At 39.3% G+C, this 22,110-nt stretch carries 19 protein-coding genes; all 19 read right to left on the bottom strand.

Going from position 1 to position 22,110, the window contains the following annotated elements; genetic code table 11:
• Positions 1 to 43: 43 nt before the first annotated feature.
• On the bottom strand, positions 44 to 1,399 hold the full coding sequence (locus D7Z26_RS13880) for an ABC transporter substrate-binding protein (protein WP_158602301.1): 1,356 nt from the start codon (positions 1,397 to 1,399) through the stop codon (positions 44 to 46).
• A 713-nt stretch (positions 1,400 to 2,112) separates the two neighbouring features.
• Positions 2,113 to 4,467 (bottom strand): beta-galactosidase GalA, encoded by a 2,355-nt coding sequence (gene galA / locus D7Z26_RS13875; protein WP_120977539.1) that lies wholly within the window; start codon positions 4,465 to 4,467, stop codon positions 2,113 to 2,115.
• Positions 4,468 to 4,488: 21 nt separating this feature from the next.
• Positions 4,489 to 5,427, bottom strand: coding sequence for a glycosyltransferase (locus D7Z26_RS13870; protein ID WP_120977538.1), 939 nt, complete (start codon positions 5,425 to 5,427; stop codon positions 4,489 to 4,491).
• 12 nt (positions 5,428 to 5,439) lie between these two features.
• Positions 5,440 to 6,615: a class-II aminoacyl-tRNA synthetase family protein gene (locus D7Z26_RS13865; RefSeq protein WP_120977537.1), complete on the bottom strand. Its 1,176-nt coding sequence runs from the start codon at positions 6,613 to 6,615 to the stop codon at positions 5,440 to 5,442.
• Entirely contained in the window at positions 6,616 to 6,882 is a 267-nt protein-coding gene (locus D7Z26_RS13860) for an acyl carrier protein (protein ID WP_158602300.1), read from the bottom strand.
• A 13-nt stretch (positions 6,883 to 6,895) separates the two neighbouring features.
• Positions 6,896 to 7,885, bottom strand: a complete 990-nt coding sequence (locus tag D7Z26_RS13855) for a cysteine peptidase family C39 domain-containing protein (protein ID WP_120977535.1) — start codon at positions 7,883 to 7,885, stop codon at positions 6,896 to 6,898.
• A 7-nt stretch (positions 7,886 to 7,892) separates the two neighbouring features.
• Positions 7,893 to 9,020 (bottom strand): zinc-dependent alcohol dehydrogenase, encoded by a 1,128-nt coding sequence (locus D7Z26_RS13850; RefSeq protein WP_120977620.1) that lies wholly within the window; start codon positions 9,018 to 9,020, stop codon positions 7,893 to 7,895.
• A 22-nt stretch (positions 9,021 to 9,042) separates the two neighbouring features.
• Entirely contained in the window at positions 9,043 to 9,978 is a 936-nt protein-coding gene (locus D7Z26_RS13845; RefSeq protein ID WP_120977534.1) for a hypothetical protein, read from the bottom strand.
• Positions 9,979 to 10,011: 33 nt separating this feature from the next.
• The gene (locus D7Z26_RS13840; protein ID WP_120977533.1) at positions 10,012 to 11,349 is read right to left on the bottom strand and encodes an ANL family adenylate-forming protein; all 1,338 of its coding nucleotides are present in this window, start codon (positions 11,347 to 11,349) and stop codon (positions 10,012 to 10,014) included.
• Between the two features lie 3 nt (positions 11,350 to 11,352).
• Positions 11,353 to 11,613: an acyl carrier protein gene (locus tag D7Z26_RS13835; protein WP_158602299.1), complete on the bottom strand. Its 261-nt coding sequence runs from the start codon at positions 11,611 to 11,613 to the stop codon at positions 11,353 to 11,355.
• A 13-nt stretch (positions 11,614 to 11,626) separates the two neighbouring features.
• Positions 11,627 to 12,532 carry a hypothetical protein gene (locus tag D7Z26_RS13830; RefSeq protein ID WP_147423858.1) on the bottom strand — a complete coding sequence of 302 codons (906 nt, stop codon included), beginning with the start codon at positions 12,530 to 12,532 and terminating at the stop codon, positions 11,627 to 11,629.
• A 198-nt stretch (positions 12,533 to 12,730) separates the two neighbouring features.
• Positions 12,731 to 14,500, bottom strand: a complete 1,770-nt coding sequence (locus D7Z26_RS13825; protein ID WP_120977530.1) for an ABC transporter ATP-binding protein — start codon at positions 14,498 to 14,500, stop codon at positions 12,731 to 12,733.
• Positions 14,487 to 15,848, bottom strand: a complete 1,362-nt coding sequence (locus D7Z26_RS13820) for a glycosyltransferase family 4 protein (protein WP_120977529.1) — start codon at positions 15,846 to 15,848, stop codon at positions 14,487 to 14,489. The genes D7Z26_RS13825 and D7Z26_RS13820 overlap by 14 nt, the downstream gene beginning before the upstream one ends.
• Positions 15,820 to 16,773, bottom strand: a complete 954-nt coding sequence (locus D7Z26_RS13815; protein WP_120977528.1) for a DUF6005 family protein — start codon at positions 16,771 to 16,773, stop codon at positions 15,820 to 15,822. Before D7Z26_RS13815 ends, D7Z26_RS13820 begins: the two co-directional genes overlap by 29 nt.
• Complete coding sequence (locus D7Z26_RS13810; protein WP_120977527.1) at positions 16,770 to 17,876, bottom strand: DegT/DnrJ/EryC1/StrS family aminotransferase; 1,107 nt, start codon at positions 17,874 to 17,876, stop codon at positions 16,770 to 16,772. The genes D7Z26_RS13815 and D7Z26_RS13810 overlap by 4 nt, the downstream gene beginning before the upstream one ends.
• A gap of 16 nt (positions 17,877 to 17,892) precedes the next feature.
• Positions 17,893 to 18,876, bottom strand: a complete 984-nt coding sequence (locus D7Z26_RS13805) for a Gfo/Idh/MocA family protein (protein ID WP_120977526.1) — start codon at positions 18,874 to 18,876, stop codon at positions 17,893 to 17,895.
• 2 nt (positions 18,877 to 18,878) lie between these two features.
• Entirely contained in the window at positions 18,879 to 19,142 is a 264-nt protein-coding gene (locus D7Z26_RS13800) for a phosphopantetheine-binding protein (RefSeq protein ID WP_233566872.1), read from the bottom strand.
• Entirely contained in the window at positions 19,139 to 20,200 is a 1,062-nt protein-coding gene (locus tag D7Z26_RS13795; RefSeq protein WP_158602298.1) for an AMP-binding protein, read from the bottom strand. The genes D7Z26_RS13800 and D7Z26_RS13795 overlap by 4 nt, the downstream gene beginning before the upstream one ends.
• A 342-nt stretch (positions 20,201 to 20,542) precedes the next feature.
• Positions 20,543 to 21,898: an ABC transporter substrate-binding protein gene (locus tag D7Z26_RS13790; RefSeq protein ID WP_120977524.1), complete on the bottom strand. Its 1,356-nt coding sequence runs from the start codon at positions 21,896 to 21,898 to the stop codon at positions 20,543 to 20,545.
• Positions 21,899 to 22,110 lie beyond the last annotated feature (212 nt).

The following is a 22,110-nucleotide window of genomic DNA, read 5'->3' as shown; positions in this document are numbered from 1 at the left end:
AGAATCGCTTCCCTTCTCCTCATGTTTACCTTTTATGAGACTTTTATTTACTGCGAGCGCTGGTTTGTTCCCATTTGGCATCGAGTGCTGCCAATTCGGAATCCACCGATTTTCCAAGAATGATATTTTGCGCGGTTTTGTTCATTTCGTCCTTCATACCGGCAATCATCGATGCATCCCCATTTTCCCAGCTAAACGCATTAACTTTTTTTCCTTGGCCAATCAAGTCAATTACACGTTGGAACAAAGGTGAGTATTGATAGTCAACTGTTTGACCGTCTAGTGGAATCAATGCGTCCGACTTGACGATTTCAACGACGTTTTGGGCATCCGTTACAAACTCGGTCGCGAACATTTGTGCGGCCTCTGGATATTTCGTGCTGGCACTAACGGATGCAGGACCACCTACAGAATATGGAATTACGATGGATCCATCATCTGTCGGAACCGTAAACACGCCCACATCGATATCTTTTTGTGCATCCGCTGCCGCTACGAACCAAGAACCCATTGGGTACATAGCACCTTTACCTTTCAAGAAGGCATCTTGCAGTAACGAATAATCGATGCTCAATCCATCTGAGTTAAAAGATTTGGAATCGTAAAGGCTTTTCCATTTTTTAACGGCGTTCTTGAACAATGGATCAGAGAACTTCACTTCGCCATTTTTACGTTTAGTGACCCAGTCCGGATCTTGGGTAAAGACATCTGTGCTGATAATGCCATCTAGCAGGAATGTAGTAGCCCATGTATCCTTTCCTCCTCCGTTCAACAACGGAGTAAAGCCGGCTTTTTTCAATTTTGCGATAACATCTAAGAATTCAGCCCAAGTTTTTGGCTCGGTTGCGCCAGCATCTGCGAACATCTTTTTATTGTAGTAAATATACGGAATTGTCTGCGCACCCCATGGGAGCTGATATACTTTACCGTTAATTGCATTGCCTTCTGCACCAGGTACCTTACTTAAGTATTTATCATCAATTGGAAGCAAAGATTTGGAGTTCGTGAAATCTTGAACATCGATCGACATCAGAACGTCTGGAAACTGTCCACTTGCAAGCAATTGTTTAGCGTATTTCGTACGATCGAGATCCGGAGATACGATTTTGTTTATTTTAATGTTAGGATGTTTATCCGTAAATCTCTTAATAGCGCCATCCCAGAACTGAGCTGTTAAGTTAGGCGATTCGAATACGAGTACACTCAACTCTGCCGGTTGATCCTCGGGAGCAGAAGAAGCTGATTCCGAAGCGGCTGAGGAAGAAGATGGCTGAGCCTCGGCTGAAGTGGTTGCAGCTGGTTCGCTAGGTGAGTTGTTAGATGTGGAGGAATTTTTACCGCATCCAGCGACCACGATCATGACCGTCAATACTAAACTTAAAAGCATTGTTTTTTTCACTTTGTTGCCCCCTAAAGTTATGTGCTTACATATCAAATTATAAAATGGGCTCTCCGCCACCATAAGTGTATAAATTAACGCTCAACTCCAAATAATAATGCAGTTTTTAGTACTCCCGTTTTCTGAACATGAAAAAAACAGAAGAAGAGTTAGATTATCTTCTTCTGTCTCAGATGAGAGATTATGGTATCAGTGACCTCAACTATTGTTGATCTGACCCACATTGCCTTATTGTGAGGACTCCCTATCTTCTTCAAGCTGCTTTACAAAGCACTACTTCCACAGTGTTTTCTGTGCCTATTATTCTACGGAGATCAATCAACATTCCCCACGTACGTTCGTAGCCCTACCAAATCCATTTTCTTCTACATGAATTTATCCATTTAAGTGCCAAATCCTCATATGAATATTAACACTTTCTTCAGCTTGTCCGACTTCATAGATTTATTGATGTTTCACAACAAAACTATGACAATTGTTTATTGTCGTCAAAATATCATTAACTTACTTGATGAGATAACAAAAAAACGGACTCCATTATTACTATGGATTCCGTTTTTTGTATAATGAATAACAAAGTAGCTCAATTGATTGTGATCCAAACAGCAGCACCCAATCCCTTACTTACAATTTGTTCCACCTAAACCTTCATATTTTCACCTCAATTGAAGTCTTTTACAAACGTATTATTAACGAACTTCACAATATAGGCTTTAATTAATAACAAGCGAGGTTGATGCAAGTGATTTCGATGTCACCTCTAGTGACACATCGCCTTTGCCATCCCCAATTTGAATAATTGCCATACAGTGGCCGTTAAACGCTCTCCTTCGTATGCCTTTATCCGGTTCGTGACTGCTTGGGTTTCCGTTTCCGACGCCGATAACTTTTCCATTGCCTTTTACATTGAAAACAACTTCATTATCTGCCGTGGGCACAATTGTTTCATTATGATCTACGATAGATACTTTTATGATTACAATTACATTTTCTTCTGATTTGGACGCTATTTTTTCAACGTATAATTTCATCTTTTCCGGGTAACCTGTCGTCACAACGACCTTTCGTATAACCTCTACCCCATTATTTTTTCCAACAGCAATCAAGTTCCCTGGTGCATAAATTACTTTCCAATCCAGATGAGAGGTCCTATCAACAACCTTTATACCAAGGCATTCATCATTTAGGAATAATTCAACCGTTTCGCAATTGCTATAGCCCCAAACATCAATCTGTTGACCTTCTTTTCCCGGCCAGTTCCAGTGAGGAAAGATATGAACCGTCGGTTCATCAGTCCAAATTGATTTGTAATAGTAGTAGGCATCCTTCGGAAAACCGCAACTATCCATAATGCCGAAATGTGATCCGATACATGGATATTTATTAGGAACTGGTTCCCCTCGATAGTCGAATCCTGTCCATACAAAGATACCTGATATAAATGGGTAGCTAACTAAATCCTGCCACGACTTTTCATGGGAGCATGCCCACTCAGGAATGTGATCACCATAAGAAGAACAATATCCAAAGAGTGCATTATTCGTATATTCTCCCCGTGTTGTTGTGCAACTGGAACTCTCGCTACCAATCATTATTCGATCTGGATATTTCTCGTGATCCTTAATATATTGATCATTCCTCTGTCCATAGTTATAACCCATGATATCAACTGAACTTCCATAGCCACCCTCATTCCAAGCATGATTCATGCAAGCCACAGTTGGCCTAGTAGGATCGATTTTGTGAGTTATCCTGGATAAGGTGTCAAGCATACGTGTACCTACTTTTGTACCTTCCAATAATTCTTCATTTTCCAGACTCCACATAATAATAGAAGGATGATTTCGATCCCGAAATAACATGCTCTTCAAATTTTTAATACCATCTGGCGATACGTCCAACTTTCGGTTCTCATCTATTACTAACATCCCCATACTATCGCAAAGATGGAGCAGTTCTGGAGATGGCGGATGATGGACAGCTCGGTAGGCGTTGCTTCCCATCTCTTTGAGAAGACGAATTTTATATTCGGTAATTTGATCTGGCAAAGCTATTCCAACTGCTGCAAAATCCTGATGATTACAAGTTCCTTTAATAATATAAGGTTTACGGTTTAGATAAAATCCTTTGTCTGGCGTAAACTCGATCGTTCTAATGCCAATTGTTGTCTTATAGCTGTCTATTATCTTCTTTTCTGCAATTACATCAGATACAGCCACGTAAAGATATGGTCGCTCTGGCGACCACAATTCCGGGTTCGATATTATAACTCCGCTTTCAATTTCAATCGTTGTATCTCCATTAATGGTTTTATTATCGTTTGTACATCCGACTATTTTTCCGTTACAGTCTACGATTGATGTAGATAGTGTAAAGTCCATGCTAAAAGGGTTTTCATTACACACGTTAGTTCTTATGCTGACATGCGCTTCCTCTTCTTGAACGGTTGGAGTCGTAATATATGTCCCATACCGCTTAACATGCAGCCTATTCGTTTTAACAAGCCATACATGTCTATAAATACCGCATCCCTCATACCACCATCCTTCATACTCACTAGCGTCAACTTTAACAAAAATAACATTTTCCCCTTCGTCTCCATATCGCAGCAGATCTGTGAGATCATAAAAGAATCCAATATAGCCGCTTTGATGTGTGCCCATCAAATGTCCATTTACCCATACGGTGCTGTTTCGCATAACGCCTTCAAATTCTATGCCTATCTTCTTCCCAAAGTCCTCCATGTGAATGTTAAAAACTTTACGATAACAGCCTACTCCGACTGGTAAATACCCATGATTCCTATATTGCTTTTCTTTATCACCGTCATAGATGTAGCTTCCTTCCACACACCAATCATGAGGGATGTCAACTCTCGTCCATTCATCCTCGTTAATGACCGATCTTTCCCGTTCATCAAAGTCTGCAATTTTAAGCCACTCGCTTTCTTCAATGACTTGCGTATCCGTCACTCCTCCTGTCATCCCACCCTTAATCGCAAGTTTAATAGGAATGTCACCTAGATGAAACTTCCAATCCGCATCAAAGTTTTGTAGCGTTCTTGACATTTTCTCGCCTCCACAACCTAATTAAAAAAAACCTTCATCCCAAATTTTTTTGACGAAAAATTTGTCGTAAATCATCTTTATTTCAGTCATCTTTTTTGCTTTTAAGTCTCTCGAAATCTTGTGCTTCATTGTGTTGGTAACAATTCGATTAGAGCAACTCAAAAGTGTTACCATTCTTGATAATAAAGGGATTCTACTTTTCAAGATAATCGTGTAATGCCCGACCACAAATTCGCGATAAAGCTTATTCAGATAATCAATATTCAACCTAAAGCGTGGAATAATATGCTCAATTACCATGTTAGGATTATAGCCATATTGATATCCACTATTATGTACCTGAACGCACATCTCAGTATCCTCTCCTGACACTAAATTAGTTCCTGACCTGCCTGTGCTAGTCAACCATCCCTCTTCCGCTAGCTTTTTTAGAGGAAGGCTCCTTATGACTAAGCCAGCACCAAATGGAATGACTTCTGGATGCTTTTTACGCCTATAATCAATTTCATTCTTGTCTAGATGGGTACATGCAAAGGCTCTAAAAGCAGCTTCCAGAATGATTTTTTCTGTTTCATTCATATCGAACTCAATAAGTGGTACGACCGCTCCGTTGAAGGCACCAATCTTTTTATTTTTCAAAATATATTGATGCGCTTTCACAATCCAATTTTCGTCGAGAAGATTATCGTCATCAACGAAAATAATCCATTCCGTATTTGTATTCCTAACCCCCAGTAGCCTTGCATAACTGAGCCCTTGCCGCTCCTCATATAAATAGCACAAATTACTAACCTTGTTTTTATAAGTTTTAATGATTTTAGATGTTTGATCAGTTGAGTGATTATCTATAATCAAAAACTTATCTACCAACTGCCCATATTGCCGTTGATTTAAAACGCTCTCGATTGCTCTTGATATTCTGTTGACCGAATTATAGGTACACAAAATAACAGTGAACATGTTTGCGCCCCTTTAAACCGTATTTTGAATTAATGCAATCTTGTCCTGAAACAGTTGCGGCCATGATTCCAACTGAGTGCCATAAGTTTTAAGTAACGCGTAGACCCATCGATCAATTCCAAAACCTATACAGCCTGAATTCAAAAACTTATTATTCGTATCGCAAATATCAAACGGTTTACATAGTGTATTGCCCATATGATTAAATGAAGCGATTGAAAAAACTTCGCTCCCGATAGTAACAATCAGCTCATATTTCTTGTTAGCCATCAATTGATGCTGGCCTTTTGCTGTGTCCTCGGAAAAATAAAATGGGTCGCTCGCAGTTTCAATTCTACCTTCTAGGCCAAATGATTCAAAAAGCTGCCATGCTTCATCCATACATGATCGACGGATTGATTCAACAAACGCATCCGTACCAAATAAGACTATCTCGCGCATGCTGAAATTATTTAATCGATGTTTACCTAATCTCCATGTCGCTTCATGCCTTGAACACAAACCACGTGCTGTTAACACTAATGACTGACTTAATCGACTGCCCGTTAATTCTTCATAACAATGGAAGCATATAGCAGGCGACAAAGCATACTTACTAAGCCTCGTAATCTCCTCAAGACGGTCTGTTGTTTTAACACACTCAAGCACGTCCAACTTGTGTGGAATCTCAGATACTAGATGGATATTTTGAGGGAATGAGTGGATATAATTACATTTTTCAAGCGTTTGAACGGAAACCATCGCTGGATATTGTCGCAATAAAGCACCATGTCGACATGCAATTTTATAGAAATACAAATCAAGGATATCAAAAAGTAAAACAGCAAAATCACGTCGTGCAGTGCCATCTTCAGCAAAAATTATATCTACATCATCATGCAACTTTTTGTTTGAATAATTGGTAACATTACTTTGTTTATAAATCCGATGTCTAAATGTACGATGTTTCTTTTCCAAATGTAACAACGACTCAAAAGTTCTATCAATTAATGCAAAGTCGCTTTGACTTGTTAGCCCGACAACCATCTCTTGCGTATCTTCATCCAAAAAGCAGTTCGAGATCCCCTCGACACTATAAATCATTTTGGATACTAACGATTCTGCTTGCCCTAAGTCCAGAATACCTTGCGTAGCATATCTTCTTTGCATATTTTCACCTTTGTCTAGTATGAGATTACTTGTACTCATTCAACTTCTTAGTTTATTTACAATGCAATCGGTAATTCGATCAATCGTCGAAAATGATTCCATAATCAATTCTTCATCATCGAAATTGATGTCGAAGTGTTGTTCGATCAGAACGATGAGTTGAATGGTTTTCATTGAATCCACACCCATGTCATATATAGGTTCGTGAATATCAACAGGGGCTGAGTCTTTAGATTCTTCCGTAAGTTCTGCAATACTTTCCCTTAAGTAATCAATTACCTCTTCTTTTTTCCATTCTTTACTCATCCCCATACTCTCCTTAACCTGTAATTTTTCTCAAACGCTCAAGCCAGCATTCCATGGCATCCTTCTCTCGCATTTGAAGATCCTCAAGTAAGTATGTGAACTTTGTCAGTGGTTCCTTATTAAGGCTAACCATGTTCTTCATATATAAGTTCCGAATGATATTGGCTTTTTTTTCGATCTCTTCAAATGCCCCGATAATCTTTTCATTTGGTTGTTGGTATTTCTCGTCAATGTAGATAGATCTGAGAACCATTAACTTTTTGTGATCACATAAAATATGCAAGTTCCTCAATACGGGATATGCATATCCAAGAGATATTAAGTTTGATTTAATCTCCTCATATACGCTTAATCCGAATTTCTCGTTTTCAATTGGCTCTTGAATCGGTTTATAGTATCTGGATACGGGAGTTGAGTTTAAATAATTCCATATCATCTCGATGATATGGAATAAATCGAATGTGTATAATTCATCGTGATTAACACTCAGTAACTGTATCCCGTTAAAATTAGGGTCTTCAGGGAATGTCGAATGAAATGCGTTTGAGACTTCAGTAAAGGTCGCTTCGGAAAAAGAGTATTTCGTTCCAAAAAAGTCGGCAATATAGAACAGTTGCTCATCCTCGTTGTACCCATAAATAAACAAGTCATGGTTAAAGTGATGATTATGGTTGTAGGATTTGATATAAAAAGTATCGACCCCCATATATGCATACTTATTTTGATCAATGCTCTTAATTAGCAAGTCGCAAATATCCAAGTTGTTTCTAACGATCGTTTCTCTTGTCATATACTCTTTATTTATTAGTGGATAATGTTTTCTTCCAAGGGGATTATAAAATCCCGCCCACACTGTTCCATTGATGCTTACGCTTGCTACTTGTAAATGATTGTTGTATAACCAGTCTTCAAAACATTTATGTCCGGCAAGAATTGAAATAATATTCGCATGCATGGGATACGAAGTAATCACCGGATAATTCATATCTAGTTTTTTTTTCATGCGTAGTTCACTCCTCAATCTTACTTGTAAGATCAATAATGACTTTGCAATTTTCGTTCTCGATTATCTCTGGATTTTGTAGTAAGTTCATCCCCGCTTTTAAACCATTTACTAATGTGGTCACAATATCATTCAAATTTATTCTGCAAGCATAGTGGAGATCCATAATCTTGAGATAGGCTCCACCTAAATGCCCCCGGGAGCCTTTAATAGTAATAGCATTTGTAATTAAATGATCTACATCATTAATTTGAAGAGGCTCCCCTTTGCGTCCGAGCAGGATAACTCTCGCATTAGCATTCAACCTAGGGAATACCGAGGTGATATTGTGCAAAATTGCCGAAGTTTCGATAACGACATCGATTTGTTGTAATTCCCCGTCGAAAAATTCACTAATATCATAAGTTCGATCAGCCCATTTGCCTGCTAAATCCCTTCGGAAAGGATTGGGCTCGACAACATGTACTTCAGCTGCTCCAAATACTTTTCTGCATAACATAGCCGAAAAAGCACCAATAGGTCCGGCTCCAAAGATGACAACCTTCTCACCAGGTCTTAGTACTGCGTTTTCGCAACCTAGATAAGCTACAGCTGCCGGCTCAATATTCGTAGCAGCAATCCAGTCGTAGGTTGAACGAATAAATCCAGTCAAATCATGTGCTATAGATGCAGGTAAATCGACCACTGAACCAAGCAATCCATCCTTTTCTAGACCTAGCAATTCTGCATTTTTACATTGATTAAAATCACCCCTTCTGCAAACCGTGCATTGATTACACGCAATAATGGACTCGAACGCGACGATCATCCCCGGCCTGAAGTACGTTACCATTTCACCTGTTTCTATAATTTCACCCACGCCTTCATGGCCGATGACTCTTCCATTGACGGGAATCGAGAGAGGTGCCGAACAGGTGATGTATTGGGTCGCCGGATCATTTGAGGCCACATGAACATCTGTTCCGCAAATACCGATGTAATGCATCTTGACTCGAATATCATGGGGACGAAGATGACCTAAATTTCGTTCCTGAATGGATAATGTAGCATTTTTGTAAATTTGGTTAGGGGTTGGATTAGGAATTCCTTCTTTGGGAGCATAGTCGGCTTGTACTATTATGGCCTTGGTTTTCATTTCCGCTTCCACTTTCCTTTCTCTATTTTCCCCACTGATAATAAATATGCTTTAGGAATTCATACTCCAAATGAATTAATGATTCAATTCTCTGCTCTATTGAGTTTAATAACTCAAAATCAAGTGGATGTATCATCACCTTCATCAATTGAAACTTGAAGGAGATCCACCCTTTACCAATTGAATCTATTAAAGCTAAACCTTTCATCTTTTGTTCTTTTGTCAGCGAGTCAGATTCCGAAAATGTTATCCAAATATTCTGACGAATCTTCGCAATAGTAGATATGGTTAGTGCATTTCGCTTAAACCAGAGTTCCCGTTCCTTTAGCGGTAGTTCAGGAGTTTTTAGCAAATCCTCTTTCATTTGAAGAAGAGCTAATTTATTTTTCTCAAACCGGCTAAAATTTGTGACAGCAGCCCTTCTATAGATCTCATCGATTGAAGCTGCGGATTTAATTTCGAATAAATCCATATACCAAAGTTTAAACAATCCATGAACAGTGGCTGCCGCCTGCAACTCTAATATTGAAATAGATCCCATATAATCGGAAACCGGATCAATAATTTCAAAAAGCTCCGATTCTGAATCATATGAATAAACGAGAATCTGATGTGTAAAGCCAACTGAATCGAATTCAATTTCATGATTTCTCGTGAACTTTAATTTAGATTCCCGAACGGAGACAAGAACCAAACCATTATTTTCGATTAACTGAATTAGCTTCCCAACGTTTCCTGTAACCTCGCCTGTTTGAATGCCATATATGAAGCCCAAGTCGAACTTAGATAATCGTTTGCTTCCTATCAGAACACCGCCCTCATAGAGAAGGTTCCATGCTTCGAGCAACATCAATTTGTAGTTATACCCAGCCATATTAAGCCCAGTCATAATGCAGGATTCTTTGCACATTAATGCAGGTAAACTCACGATTCGGGAATGTGACACATCTAATTTCATTCATAGCCTCCGTAGAATGGGCAGTTCGTATAATCATTTTCTTATCTTTTTGAAGCGATCGGAAAACAGTTCAATGTCTTGAATGGAGACGTAAACCGGAATTTGAAAACTTTCCAATTTATTCTCACAAAAAAGTCTGATTCTTTGCTTTAATTCCATCAAATCCAAAGGTTCGTGTACATTAGCAATAACTGCAACAACTTGACCCAACCAAGGATTGGGCTGACCCTTTACAATAACATCTCTAATCTCTGGCATTTGCAGTAATACTTCTTCCACTTCCGCAGGATATACTTTTCTACCTCCAACATTTATAATCTCTGACCTTCTGCCAATAATGCGGATAAATTTACCATCAGTTACAACCTCGTCTTCTGTATTAAACCAGCCCTGTTTATCGAACGGATCCTGAGCGTTTAAATATCCTTTCATTGCCGTTTCAGACTTGATATAGAGAAGATTATCAACGATCTTTGTCTCGACCCCCTCTCCTCCAACACTCACCCATAATGATCCTCTATTCTGCGATTTAGCCCGAAGTATTCCCAACTCAGATAACCCATATGTCTGTCGTAGTTCAACATTAGGCATAGAATCAAGAATTCTTCGTAACGTACTCTCAGGCATAACTTCCGTCCCGTAAGTAATCATTTTCAAAGAGGATAGATCATAATCTTTATACTTCTTTGTCATCAGCAATAAATTCAAAAAGCTAGGTGTAGTAGGGAGTAGTTCTACTTTGAAACTCTCTATTGCAGCACAAACATCATGCTGATTTCTACTTTTCGGACAAATAATCGTTCCGCCGTTAGCCAATGTGTGGAAGAGTGTATTCAGGCCACCAATATGATCAAACAAAAGGAACGTCATTGTGCGCATAGTGTCTCGATTAGTTTTAAACTTTTCTAGAAGCTTATCTAGATCATGTAAGATTGCTTTTGGTTTGCCTGTACTGCCTGAAGAAAACAAAACGAGACCCGCGTGTGAAGTTGCTATAAGGTCATTCAGTAACTCATGATTAACGGACTGCTCAAGCGAATATGCTCGAAAAAAATTTTCATTAAAATCAATGCATTTCTGCACTTCTGCAATTGCTAAAAGATTACTCTTCAGATGTTGTACATTCCGAGATATGGGAACTATGATATTACCATTGGTAATCAACGCCAAAACGGTTCCAACCACCTCAGGCGAGTAGTCGCCTTCTATGGCCACAATTTCCCCAGACTTTATTTGCGCATTCTTGAGACATTGTTGGTTCGTATGATACTCCTCAAGAAGCATACGATAAGTAATAATTTGTTCTCCATAGATTAATGCTTCCCGATCAGCATACGTACGCATCCTTTCCACTAACCATTGGATACTCAATGTTTAACCCCCTTTCTTTTTCTGTTCCAGCACATACTCCTTCAGATATTGGAACTTTTCCAATATTGGATTTTTAATGGAATCAATATCTACTTCGATCTGAAACTCTGCTTCAATGTCAGCGAACATATTAACGATTGCCATTGAATCGAGTGCTAAATCATTTATCAAATCAGTATTCTCGTCGATACTTTCATATGTAATTTCAATCAATGAGTTTCGCAGGATTAAGGCTTTTAGACAAGTTTCAATATTAATTTGCACGATATTCTTCCTTTCAGTGAACTGTGGACTCTCCATTTTCCGAATAGATTGACCTTCCGACTTCTTCCATCCATTTCAGAAATTCTAACTCGATCGTTTTTATTTGATTAATATTTCGTAATAGTGGATCCAAATTGACAACCTCATTTGAAGATGTCTGCTTATATCTCATTAGCTTAATATTTAGGTTTTGCCAGTATATCGTGATTTGTTGCATTTGATTTTCCCCAGCTTCTTCTTGCTCTTGCTTCATCACATTCAGATTTGAATAACTATTCCAAACAAGTTTTCTAATCAATGTGATAGATGAGATTGTAAGAATATTCTTATCAATCCAGTTGCTCCGGATGTTTTGTGGCCATTCCTTTGACATAGTTAGATCTTTAGCAAACATCTCTAAAGCTTTGCCACCACTATGCCTATTGCTGAACCATTCCATCCAAGACCTCTGCTTAGTTGAAAGTTGGCCTTGTTGCTCAGCAATCATAGGTTCTCTTTTCAATTTGTCGGTTTCAAAAAATGAATTATTTCTCATCGACGCAAATGCGAATTGATGTTCGGCAGTGGGCTCTTGGAAATCATGTTCCGGTTGATTTCCAATTTCAAAGAAAAGAAGTTCTTGGTGAGTGGAGCGTCGGTATCCAGAAGGAATTAGTTCTTCTTCGTTAATCTCGCCAATGAAATCGACCATAGGGTCTACGATTAAGAATCGTTTAGAATCTTGATTCCACCCACAAATTAATATTGAGTGCTGAAATCCCGAAGCTTCTAGTCCTAACATGTTTCTGGGAAAGTAACTAAGCTTTGACGCCGTGCATAGAAAGATCACACTGTTACCTCTGGTTAGGGTAACAAGTAAATCCTTTAAGTTCCCTTTTGAAAAATTTACAAAGATGCCATAATAGAATTCCAATGCCATCTGTCTAGCATCCTTGCTTGCTAGAAGCGTTCTGAATTGATAGTTAATGTTCCAATATTCTAGTAGAATTCGGCGATAATCTTTGTTCGACATATTCAAGTAAGTAAGTATACAGGAAGTAAAACATTCTAACGGTGCCAGCTTTACAATACGATGATTATTAATTTCATTTCGAACAATAGTCATTTCATCCCCCCGTTAGTGAGTGAATACTTCCAATTTTGTTTGATGATGTTTTTCGTCCACCAACTTTTTATAAATTTCACAATCTGCAATGAGTGTTGCATGAGTCCCAGAATCGATAATCTTTCCTTGATCCATAACATAGATGACATCTGCCGACATAATCGTTTCGAGCCGATGGGATGAGATCAAGGTGGTTCTTCCTTTCATAATTTCGTTCAATTCGTTCAATACTTGGGTTTCTGTCGTGCGGTCTAATGCGGATGTTGGCTCGTCCAAAATCAAAAACCATGGTTTTTTCAAAATCAATCGAGCAATAGCTAGCCGTTGTCTCTGACCTCCGGATAATTGGAAGCCTTGATTATCAATCCGTGTATGTAAACCCTCTGGAAGCGTATCAAGTAATGACTTTAATCCTGCTCTTTGCGCTGCGTCATTAACTTCTTCTTCAGTGGAAGCTAAGTTACCTAGTGCAATATTTTCATATATTGTTCCAGCAAATATAAAGGATTCTTGAAACATCATTCCTACATGCTTCATCAATAATGATCTAGACCATTCTGTCAACGGGCGATCGAAAACCAATAACTCTCCAGATGTGATGGGTAAAAACCCCATCAGTGTTTTAAGAAGCGTTGTTTTACCGGAACCACTAGCCCCAACAATAGCAACTTTTTGCCCTGACTTTACAACTAAGTTAATTCCTTTGAGAATATGATTTCCTTCATAAATAACATGCAGATCATGGGAAATGACATCAACTTGTTTTAGCCCCGCGTTTTTCTGCGAGTACATTCCGTCTTGCTTTTCCTTAATGGCGGATTCTGTAGGAATCCTCAAGAAGTTCTCCACACGTTCCATCGCCACTTCAGAGTACTTGATATCCCCATAGTACTTGTTCACGGTCTGAATGGGACGAAGTGCATTGTTAAAATAAGTGATAGCTGCTACTAACATTCCAATGGTCAAAGTTCCATTTAGAATTTGTCTACTTCCGAATCCATAAAGTAGGACAATGATTGCGCTAATGACCATAGTACTCATTTGAGCTGAAGTCGCTCTATATATCGTTTCTTTTGTGCTTTTTGTTATCAGGCCCTTATACAGTTTTTCGTTTCTATCCCTCTCCCATGCTTCGAGACCAAAAGCTCGAATCTCCCTAGAACCCTGAATACATTCATACATAAGAGTTCCCACTTGTTCATTATTGGATCGGATGTATTGAGAAATACGAAATAACTGATTTCGAAAAATGTTGGGAATATATAGTAAAAGAGGTATGCTGACAACCACAACTAAACCTAAACGCCAATTCATATAGAAAATCATGATTATTGCGACAAGCATAGTCACCATCTGAATAAACATCTCTACGATAATACGATTAACAAAATTGGACATTGTTGCGGTATCTCCAGCAAGTAATGGTGCAAATTTACCAGGACCATTTTTTTCTATTTCAGCCAACGGAATCTTACGAAGATGATCGAGAACTACATTTCTGAGATCCAGAGTTGTACGAATATCGAGGTAACGAAAAAGGCTATCTCGAATAATATCTAGAATTGATGCAAACAGCGCACATCCAATTGATAGGGCTAACAAGGGATAAAAATAATCGGATTGCTTTCCCACCCATACTTTGTCAATGAGTTGAAGAAATATAAATGGTTGTAGCAGGGTTAACGTCATACTCAGTAATGTGCAAAGATAGGCAACGCTTGTAAGCTTCCAATTAATTCTTACTCGTGCAGCTAGCCTTAGAAATAATCTATAGCTTTGCATGCTGTTGTCTCCCTGCAAAATGATGAATTACCGGTTTTACTAGCGGCATCCATTTATGAACAGGCGTAGTATTATCAAGTGAAGGCACCATTGCGAGACTTTCATTAATAAATGGCATTTGATTCAAGTTTTCTAAATGGAATATTTTCTTTAGTTCAATGGCACTGGACATAGCCATAGCGGCAGTATCATTTTGTGCTTCTACTTTTTTTACCATCGCTTCACGTACCGCTGACATAATTTGAGGTACAATGATTTGAAAGTCATATCTCCTTGCGTTCTCTCGCGAACGGTTCGCTAAACTTTGTATCCGTACTGCTTTTTCTAATAGAAACAAGCAGCGATGAACTATTTGTTGTTGATCGATTACAGGACATTCATTGTCCCAATTACAATCAATTAAATAACCGTCTACTCCGGATTCAATAATTTCCTGGAAGCCATCCCAGTTGGAGCAAATGACCGGCAGCTCCCACATCATGGCCTCGATAAGGTTATAACCGAATGTTTCACCAGGGTCTGTTGAGAGGTTAATCAATAGATCAGATTTGCGGAAAATTGTATTTTTCTGCTCACCCACTACTGCACCAACAAAGGAAATATTATTCTCCATTTTATGACGTTGCGTAATGAGCTCCAAAGTTTGTCGATATTCTTGAATTTGATCCTCAGAGATTCCAGTAAATTCTCCTGCTATTGTCAAATGTAAGTCGGGGATCTCTTTCAACAAGAGGGCAAAAGTTTCAAGTAAGATGTCGATATTCTTTACATCTTCAATACGGCCAATAGACAACAAGCGTTTTCCATTTCTTTCGGATATTGTTGAGGCAGCTTGTTCTGGCATGCTTATACATAACGGAATAAGTTTCGCTATTTGATATTTGTCCGATATTTGCATTAATGCCTTTTTGCTTGTTTCTGTGCTTGTTAATAAAACGTCGCGCATTGTTAGGAATGGGGCAATCGCAGTCCATTGTTTCATCCAATATTCGGATCCGACAGAATGAGTAATAAATAACAAGCCTACGTCCAAACCAGCATAGTTCCGGGCCATTAGAAGATATGGAATAACAAAAGGCAAATTCATGTAGAGGGTTCGAACCCGATATTTTCGACACAATTCATCCAATCTATCAGACAATATTTGAAGCGATTTCGGTAACTGCTGTAACCAATTGTTAATTGTTCCGCCAAAAAGCTTATAGATCTGGAAAGGTGGAATTTTAACCAATTCTGCATATTCACCTAGATATTGAATCCATTGACTGTCGACAACACGCTCATTAACCCTTTTTGGCGCGCCATCAATATATCCAATTCTAATGGGTTCGAACGGTTCCTTGATCATGCACTACCCTCCATTGCTCAAATGCTTTTCTAAGTAATTCCCTAATGGATGTCTCTATTGCTTTTATAGTTTCAAGCTTGTCTAGCATATTTATCAAATCTACTTCTTTTCCCATCAAGCGTAGTCGAAATAAACTAAGCATGAAGCTTTCCCATTTATTTATTAATTCCGTTACTTTGACTTCCGCATCTTCATCATTTTGTTCTTGTGAAAAATAAGAAATAACATAGGTGTAACCGCGATATCTCTTGTATATGGCCCCTAAGTCTTCCCAGCTATGATGATAGTCCTTTAATGACCCGATAGCGTCGCATGCATTTAATCTTAGAATGAATTTTTCAACTTCTACGGCCAGATTATTCGTGATTTTCTGGTCATACTTCTCAAACACACTCGATACTCTTTCCCATTCAGGCATTTGCAACGTATTCAGGCTTAAAGATACTCCCATCATATACTGCTTACATCCGAAAGCCCTCCTCATTATTTCACTGGTGATGTTACCCTCCCAGCTAAAATAAGGGTCAACACAATGCCAATCATTATCTTTGTAGCTCTCGACGATTAACACATGCGGAAAATGCTTTTTTCCAAAAAAATTGGAATACGGCAGAAAAAATAAATCTACCATTATGAGAATCACCTTGGAGTCCATATTCTCAAGTTGGCGTTCTAAGCGACTAATATTGTTATCCCTTGATTTGTTAAGATCTAACCAGTTGATAAACGGGCTTCGGAATAATTCCTCTACCAATTCAAACATAGTGTCTTTTTGTTCATTATCCGCATATGAAACCCCATCGTTTGAAATCTTAAATGGAGAATCCCAAACGCCGAGATAGAGAAGGCGATAATCGATCCTTCCATCTTTCTCGAAAGCAAATGATATGCAATCTCTGCCACAATGAATTTGTCGTTTACTCATAAGGATTTAATAATTTCATTAGAAATGGTCTTCACTGAAGCCTCATTCATTTGAATGTTCATCGGCAATGAGATAATTTCTTCGGAAAACGATTCCGTGTTGGGGAATGAACCTTTCTCATAACCCAAATACTTAAAAGCAGGCGTCAAATGAACTGGAACAGGATACTGGACCGCAGTTAATATTCCTTTTTTTTGAAGTTGTTTTCGTAACTCATCTCTACTCTTACGATCTACTCTTACCACATATAGATGAAAAACATGGCTTTCATCCCCGCGATGTGATGGTAGAATGACAGAATCGAATTCACCCAAATAATTCTCATACATGCGCGCAGTAAGGCGACGATGTTCAGACCATTCATCTAAATATTTAAGCTTCAACTTTAACGCAATCGCTTGTATGGGATCTAATCTGCTATTAAAGCCTGGGATCTCATGTTGATAGCGTACTACGCCTCCATGGTTGCGTAACTTGTGGAGCACAGGCAGAAGGCTTTCTGAAGTGACATTGATCATTCCGCCATCTCCTAATGCACCCAGATTTTTATCTGGGTAAAAACTAAAACAACCTAATGTGCCCCAACTTCCTGCAGCTTTCCCCTTAAGCCTTGCCCCGGCAGCCTGTGCACTATCTTCCAAGATAAAGATTCCTCTCTCCGAAGCCCAAGGAATCAACTCCTTAAGGTCAACCATTTGCCCATATAGATGTACAGCTATAATTGCTTTCGTTCGGGACGTAACGCTAGCCATAACCTGTTTAATATCGATTAGAAAATCATCAGCATTACAATCTACCAGAACAGGAAGTGCACCCGTGTGATGAATTGCCTCCACAGTAGCTATAAAAGTATTGGCAACTGTGATGACTTCATCTCCCGGTCCGATACCCAAAGCTTTCAAGGCTATAAAGAGTGCATCCGTGCCATTGCCAACTCCAACTGATGCTGGAACACCTGTATATTCAGCAAATCGTTCTTCAAAGTCCGACACAACTGGACCACCAACGAACACTCCGCGTTGGCCTAGATCGCTAATGGATTTCATCCATTCTTCGCGTATGATTTCAAATTCTACTTGCGGAGAACAAAATAAGATTCCCACTTCATTGCCTCCAAACTCATTTAATCGCCTGTTTATTGATTTTATCTATAAGATCCATTGATTCTATAGCCTGATCTAGTGAAACTACGAGTTCTTCCTCCCGAAGTAAAAAACCGGCAAAAGAAGAATAAATTCGATCTGCACTTTCTTCTTTTGAATCGCTAATCGTTAACATCTGACGTGGTTTTCCCTTTTCAAGCAAGTATGCCTCTTTCGTATTATTAATTTGAAGGGTTGCCTTCTCGCCGCCGATAATCCAAATTGGCACCTCGGCATTTGATCCGAAGTTTATTTCCATAGACATAAGAATGCCATTATCCAATCGCATTGAAGCGTAAACATAGTCGTCTACGTCTCCTTGCCCCCACCTTAATACGTGTTTCCGCGCTTCTACACTCTCGATCTCTCCTAGCTGGAGACGCAACAATTGGTCTACCAAATGAACGCCCCAGTCCAGCAAGGCTCCACCACCAAATCTAGCTTCATTGCGCCAGTCGGGATAGAACGACTTTACTCCGAAAGATGCCCCCGATCCGAACATATGATGACGTCTCTCCACAAAGAGAATGCGCCCTAGCCTCTCTTCTGCTAGCATCTGCTTAACAAAGAGATAATCACTGTCGAATCTACGATTTTGGAAAACTGTCACTGCCTTCTTTTCCATTTGAGATAGTTCCAACAATTGAACTGCCTCATTCAATGATTCTGTTACTGGCTTTTCAACGATCACGTGCTTACCTTTTCGAAGTGCAGCAGAGGCAACTTCAAAATGACTATGGGGAGGAGTGGCTATCAAAACAGCATCCACAGAACTATCCAATAATTCATCCAAGTGAGCATAGGTCTGAAATCCTCTTTTAGCCGCCAATTCAAGTCGTTGTGGCGTAATATCAAAAATCCCATGAACTTCGATTTGATGTATTTTTTTCAAGATCGGAAGGTGGACCAGCTCAACAATTCGACCGAAACCGACCACACCAAGCTTTACTGTTTTCTTCATGCCTATACCTTCATCGTTTGCAACTGTTGAATAAATGAAACTAATGCCCCAACGGTACTAAATACAGAGGGATCCATATCCTCTTCTGGCAAGGCAACATCAAATGCTTCCTCAATATATACGATCAATTGCAACACCATAATGGAGTCGATATTCAAATCATCATACAACCGTTGTGACTCATCCAGCGGCTCTATAACTTGAATCTCTAAATTTTCAATAATAATCGATCTAACTCGATCCATAATTTCAACTCTATTCATCATCGCTCATACTCCCATTCTTGTATTAGCTTTCTACTCAGCTTACCTGAGGGCATTTTAGGAATTTCATTCACTAGCTCGATAATACTTGGCACCTTAAAAGACGGGATTCTTTCCATACACCATATCTTAATTTGCTCCTCTGTTATCAACCCACTGGTTACAACGATTGCTTTTACAGCCTCTCCCCATACCTTGTGCTTTTGTTTAAACACAGCAACTTCCACTACTCCAGGCATTTTCCCTATGACATTTTCAACTTCAGCAGGATTGACTTTTAGTCCTGATACGTTGATTAAATCGTCACTCCGACCAATAACATGAAGAGAACCTGAACCACTAACAAAGCCAATATCGTGTGTATTTACTTGCTGGAAATCGGAAGTCACGATAATCTCATTCAACAATGATTCTTTTTCATTGATTTCAGTAAATCGAGCAAATGACAATTGAATGTGCTTAAGAGGCTTTCCGACATCGAAAGGAGAAGAAGGACTCGTTGCAATTGATATACAACCAGTTTCTGAGGAACCATATTGATGTCTCAACTCTTTAGATACATGAGTTAGTCTGTCAAATAGCCTCTCAGGAAGGGGAGCACCTGAGCTAATTAGTTTATGAAATCGCAGTTCATCCTTACCAAGCGAATCTAGAAGTTGGAATAAGAACGGAACTCCATAGACGATGGATTTAGGATTGTTTTGAATCAAATGAAGTGCAAATTTCGGATTTTTATTCCAGATAATATGTGGTGGAGTTTCTCTGTATAGAGCCGAAAGTACTCCTGCAATCAAACCAAAAGAATGAGAAATAGGAACTAAAATGCAAGGCTGTTCTTCATCCGACAAATTAATCGCAAGATTATAATTTTCGATTTCTGTCTGAATATCCCGCCATTCGCGGGTAATTAATTTGGGTTCTCCGGTCGTTCCAGAACTATATTGCATCAAAGATGGTGGGTGAAACATTTGTTGTTCGCTTATCGTATAGATCGAATCCCATTGATCATATAACAAATAATCCGCTTGAATTTTGCGGGCAATTTCCAAAGCTGTCGACAAAGGGGTATCACCGTGTAGTAATAGGACTGCTCCATCTATCTCGCGGATATAGAGAACAGAACTAAGAATCTCGAAGGGATGTTTCAAACATACGACGAATAATAATCCTTCTCGCTTCGACGCTCCAATAAGGCTAGACAAGCCATTAAATCTCTCAAGAAAATCTCTAGGACCGAAATGTACTTTGTCAACATAGATATTCATGTTTTGCATTATTCGAATGTTATTGCCCCCCGACATATTTCATTCTAATTTCTTATTGCAGTTGGAAATGGATTCAAAGATTAATGAGGAGAAGAGAATCCGCTTCCCTTCTCCTCATTTTTACCTTTTATGAGACCATTATTTACTGCGAGCGGCAGTTTGATCCCACTTGGCATCGAGTGCTGCCAATTCGGATTCTACCGATTTTCCTAGAATGATATTTTGCGCGGTTTTGTTCATTTCGTCCTTCATACCGGCAATCATCGATGCATCCCCATTTTCCCAGCTAAACGCATTAACTTTTTTTCCTTGGCCAATCAAGTCAATTACACGCTGGAACAATGGTGAGTATTGATAGTCAACCGTTTGACCGTCTAGTGGAATCAATGCGTCCGACTTGACGATTTCAACAACGTTTTGAGCATCTGTCACAAACTCAGTTGCGAACAGTTGTGCAGCTTCAGGATACTTCGTGCTGGCACTTACGGATGCAGGGCCACCTACGGAATATGGAATGACGATGGATCCATCATCTGTCGGAACTGTAAACACGCCTACATCGATATCTTTTTGTGCATCGGCTGCTGCCACAAACCAGGAACCCATTGGATACATAGCACCTTTACCTTTTAGGAACGCATCTTGCAGTAGCGAATAATCGATGCTCAATCCATCTGAGTTAAAGGATTTAGAATCGTAGAGGCTCTTCCATTTCTTAACGGCATTCATGAATAATGGATCGGTAAATTTCACTTCGCCATTTTTACGCTTAGTAACCCAATCTGGATCTTGTGTAAAGACATCTGTGCTGATGATGCCATCCAGCAGGAACGTTGTCGCCCATGTATCTTTCCCGCCACCGTTCAACAATGGAGTAAAGCCGGCTTTTTTCAATTTTGCGATCACATCCACGAATTCAGCCCAAGTTTTCGGCTCGGTTGCGCCAGCATCTGCGAACATTTTTTTGTTGTAATAAATATACGGAATGGTTTGCGCTCCCCATGGAAGCTGATATACTTTGCCGTTAATTGCATTTCCTTCGGCACCAGGTACTTGGCTCAAGTATTTATCTTCGATTGGAAGCAAAGAGTTAGAGTTCGTGAAATCTTGTACGTCGATCGACATCAGAACGTCTGGGAATTGTCCACTTGCAAGCAATTGCTTCGCGTATTTCGTACGATCGAGATCCGGAGAAACGATTTTGTTTACTTTGATGCTTGGATGTTTGTCCGTAAATCTCTTGATAGCACCATCCCAGAACTGCGCAGTCAAGTTAGGCGATTCGAATACGAGTACATTCAACTCTGCCGGTTGATCTTCGGATTCAGTAGCAACTGATTCCGAAGCAACTGCGGAAGGAGACGCTGGTGCCTCAGCCGAAGTCGTTGCAGCAGGCTCATTTGCTGCGTTGTTAGACGAGGAGGAATTTTTACCGCATCCGGCAACTACAATCATTGCCGTCAATGCTAAAGCTAAAAGCGTTGTTTTTTTCACTTTGTTGCCCCCTAAAGTTTGTGTGCTTACATATCAAATTATAAAATGGGCTAATCCTCATCATAAGTGTACGAATTAATGCTTAACTCCAAATAATAGTGCAGTTTACATTCACTTTTTGAAGATTTAGGTAATACTGCAACCCAATTCTTCCCTCTCTTTTCGAGGACATCAAAAAGAAGTTCAGGCAAATTTCACCCAAACTTCTTTTT

It is taken from the genome of Cohnella endophytica (assembly GCF_003628305.1).
Taxonomy (GTDB): domain Bacteria; phylum Bacillota; class Bacilli; order Paenibacillales; family Paenibacillaceae; genus Cohnella; species Cohnella endophytica.
This window is presented reverse-complemented; position numbering and strand designations above follow the sequence as displayed.

What these genes read in the sequence shown, in the direction of transcription:
- galA (WP_120977539.1), bottom strand. Translation starts at nt 4,467, where the DNA reads ATGTCAAGAACGCTACAAAACTTTGATGCGGATTGGAAGTTTCATCTA.
- D7Z26_RS13870 (WP_120977538.1), bottom strand. Translation starts at nt 5,427, where the DNA reads ATGTTCACTGTTATTTTGTGTACCTATAATTCGGTCAACAGAATATCA.
- D7Z26_RS13865 (WP_120977537.1), bottom strand. Translation starts at nt 6,615, where the DNA reads ATGAGTACAAGTAATCTCATACTAGACAAAGGTGAAAATATGCAAAGA.
- D7Z26_RS13860 (WP_158602300.1), bottom strand. Translation starts at nt 6,882, where the DNA reads ATGAGTAAAGAATGGAAAAAAGAAGAGGTAATTGATTACTTAAGGGAA.
- D7Z26_RS13855 (WP_120977535.1), bottom strand. Translation starts at nt 7,885, where the DNA reads ATGAAAAAAAAACTAGATATGAATTATCCGGTGATTACTTCGTATCCC.
- D7Z26_RS13850 (WP_120977620.1), bottom strand. Translation starts at nt 9,020, where the DNA reads ATGAAAACCAAGGCCATAATAGTACAAGCCGACTATGCTCCCAAAGAA.
- D7Z26_RS13845 (WP_120977534.1), bottom strand. Translation starts at nt 9,978, where the DNA reads ATGAAATTAGATGTGTCACATTCCCGAATCGTGAGTTTACCTGCATTA.
- D7Z26_RS13830 (WP_147423858.1), bottom strand. Translation starts at nt 12,532, where the DNA reads ATGGCATTGGAATTCTATTATGGCATCTTTGTAAATTTTTCAAAAGGG.
- D7Z26_RS13825 (WP_120977530.1), bottom strand. Translation starts at nt 14,500, where the DNA reads ATGCAAAGCTATAGATTATTTCTAAGGCTAGCTGCACGAGTAAGAATT.
- D7Z26_RS13820 (WP_120977529.1), bottom strand. Translation starts at nt 15,848, where the DNA reads ATGATCAAGGAACCGTTCGAACCCATTAGAATTGGATATATTGATGGC.
- D7Z26_RS13815 (WP_120977528.1), bottom strand. Translation starts at nt 16,773, where the DNA reads ATGAGTAAACGACAAATTCATTGTGGCAGAGATTGCATATCATTTGCT.
- D7Z26_RS13805 (WP_120977526.1), bottom strand. Translation starts at nt 18,876, where the DNA reads ATGAAGAAAACAGTAAAGCTTGGTGTGGTCGGTTTCGGTCGAATTGTT.
- D7Z26_RS13800 (WP_233566872.1), bottom strand. Translation starts at nt 19,142, where the DNA reads ATGATGAATAGAGTTGAAATTATGGATCGAGTTAGATCGATTATTATT.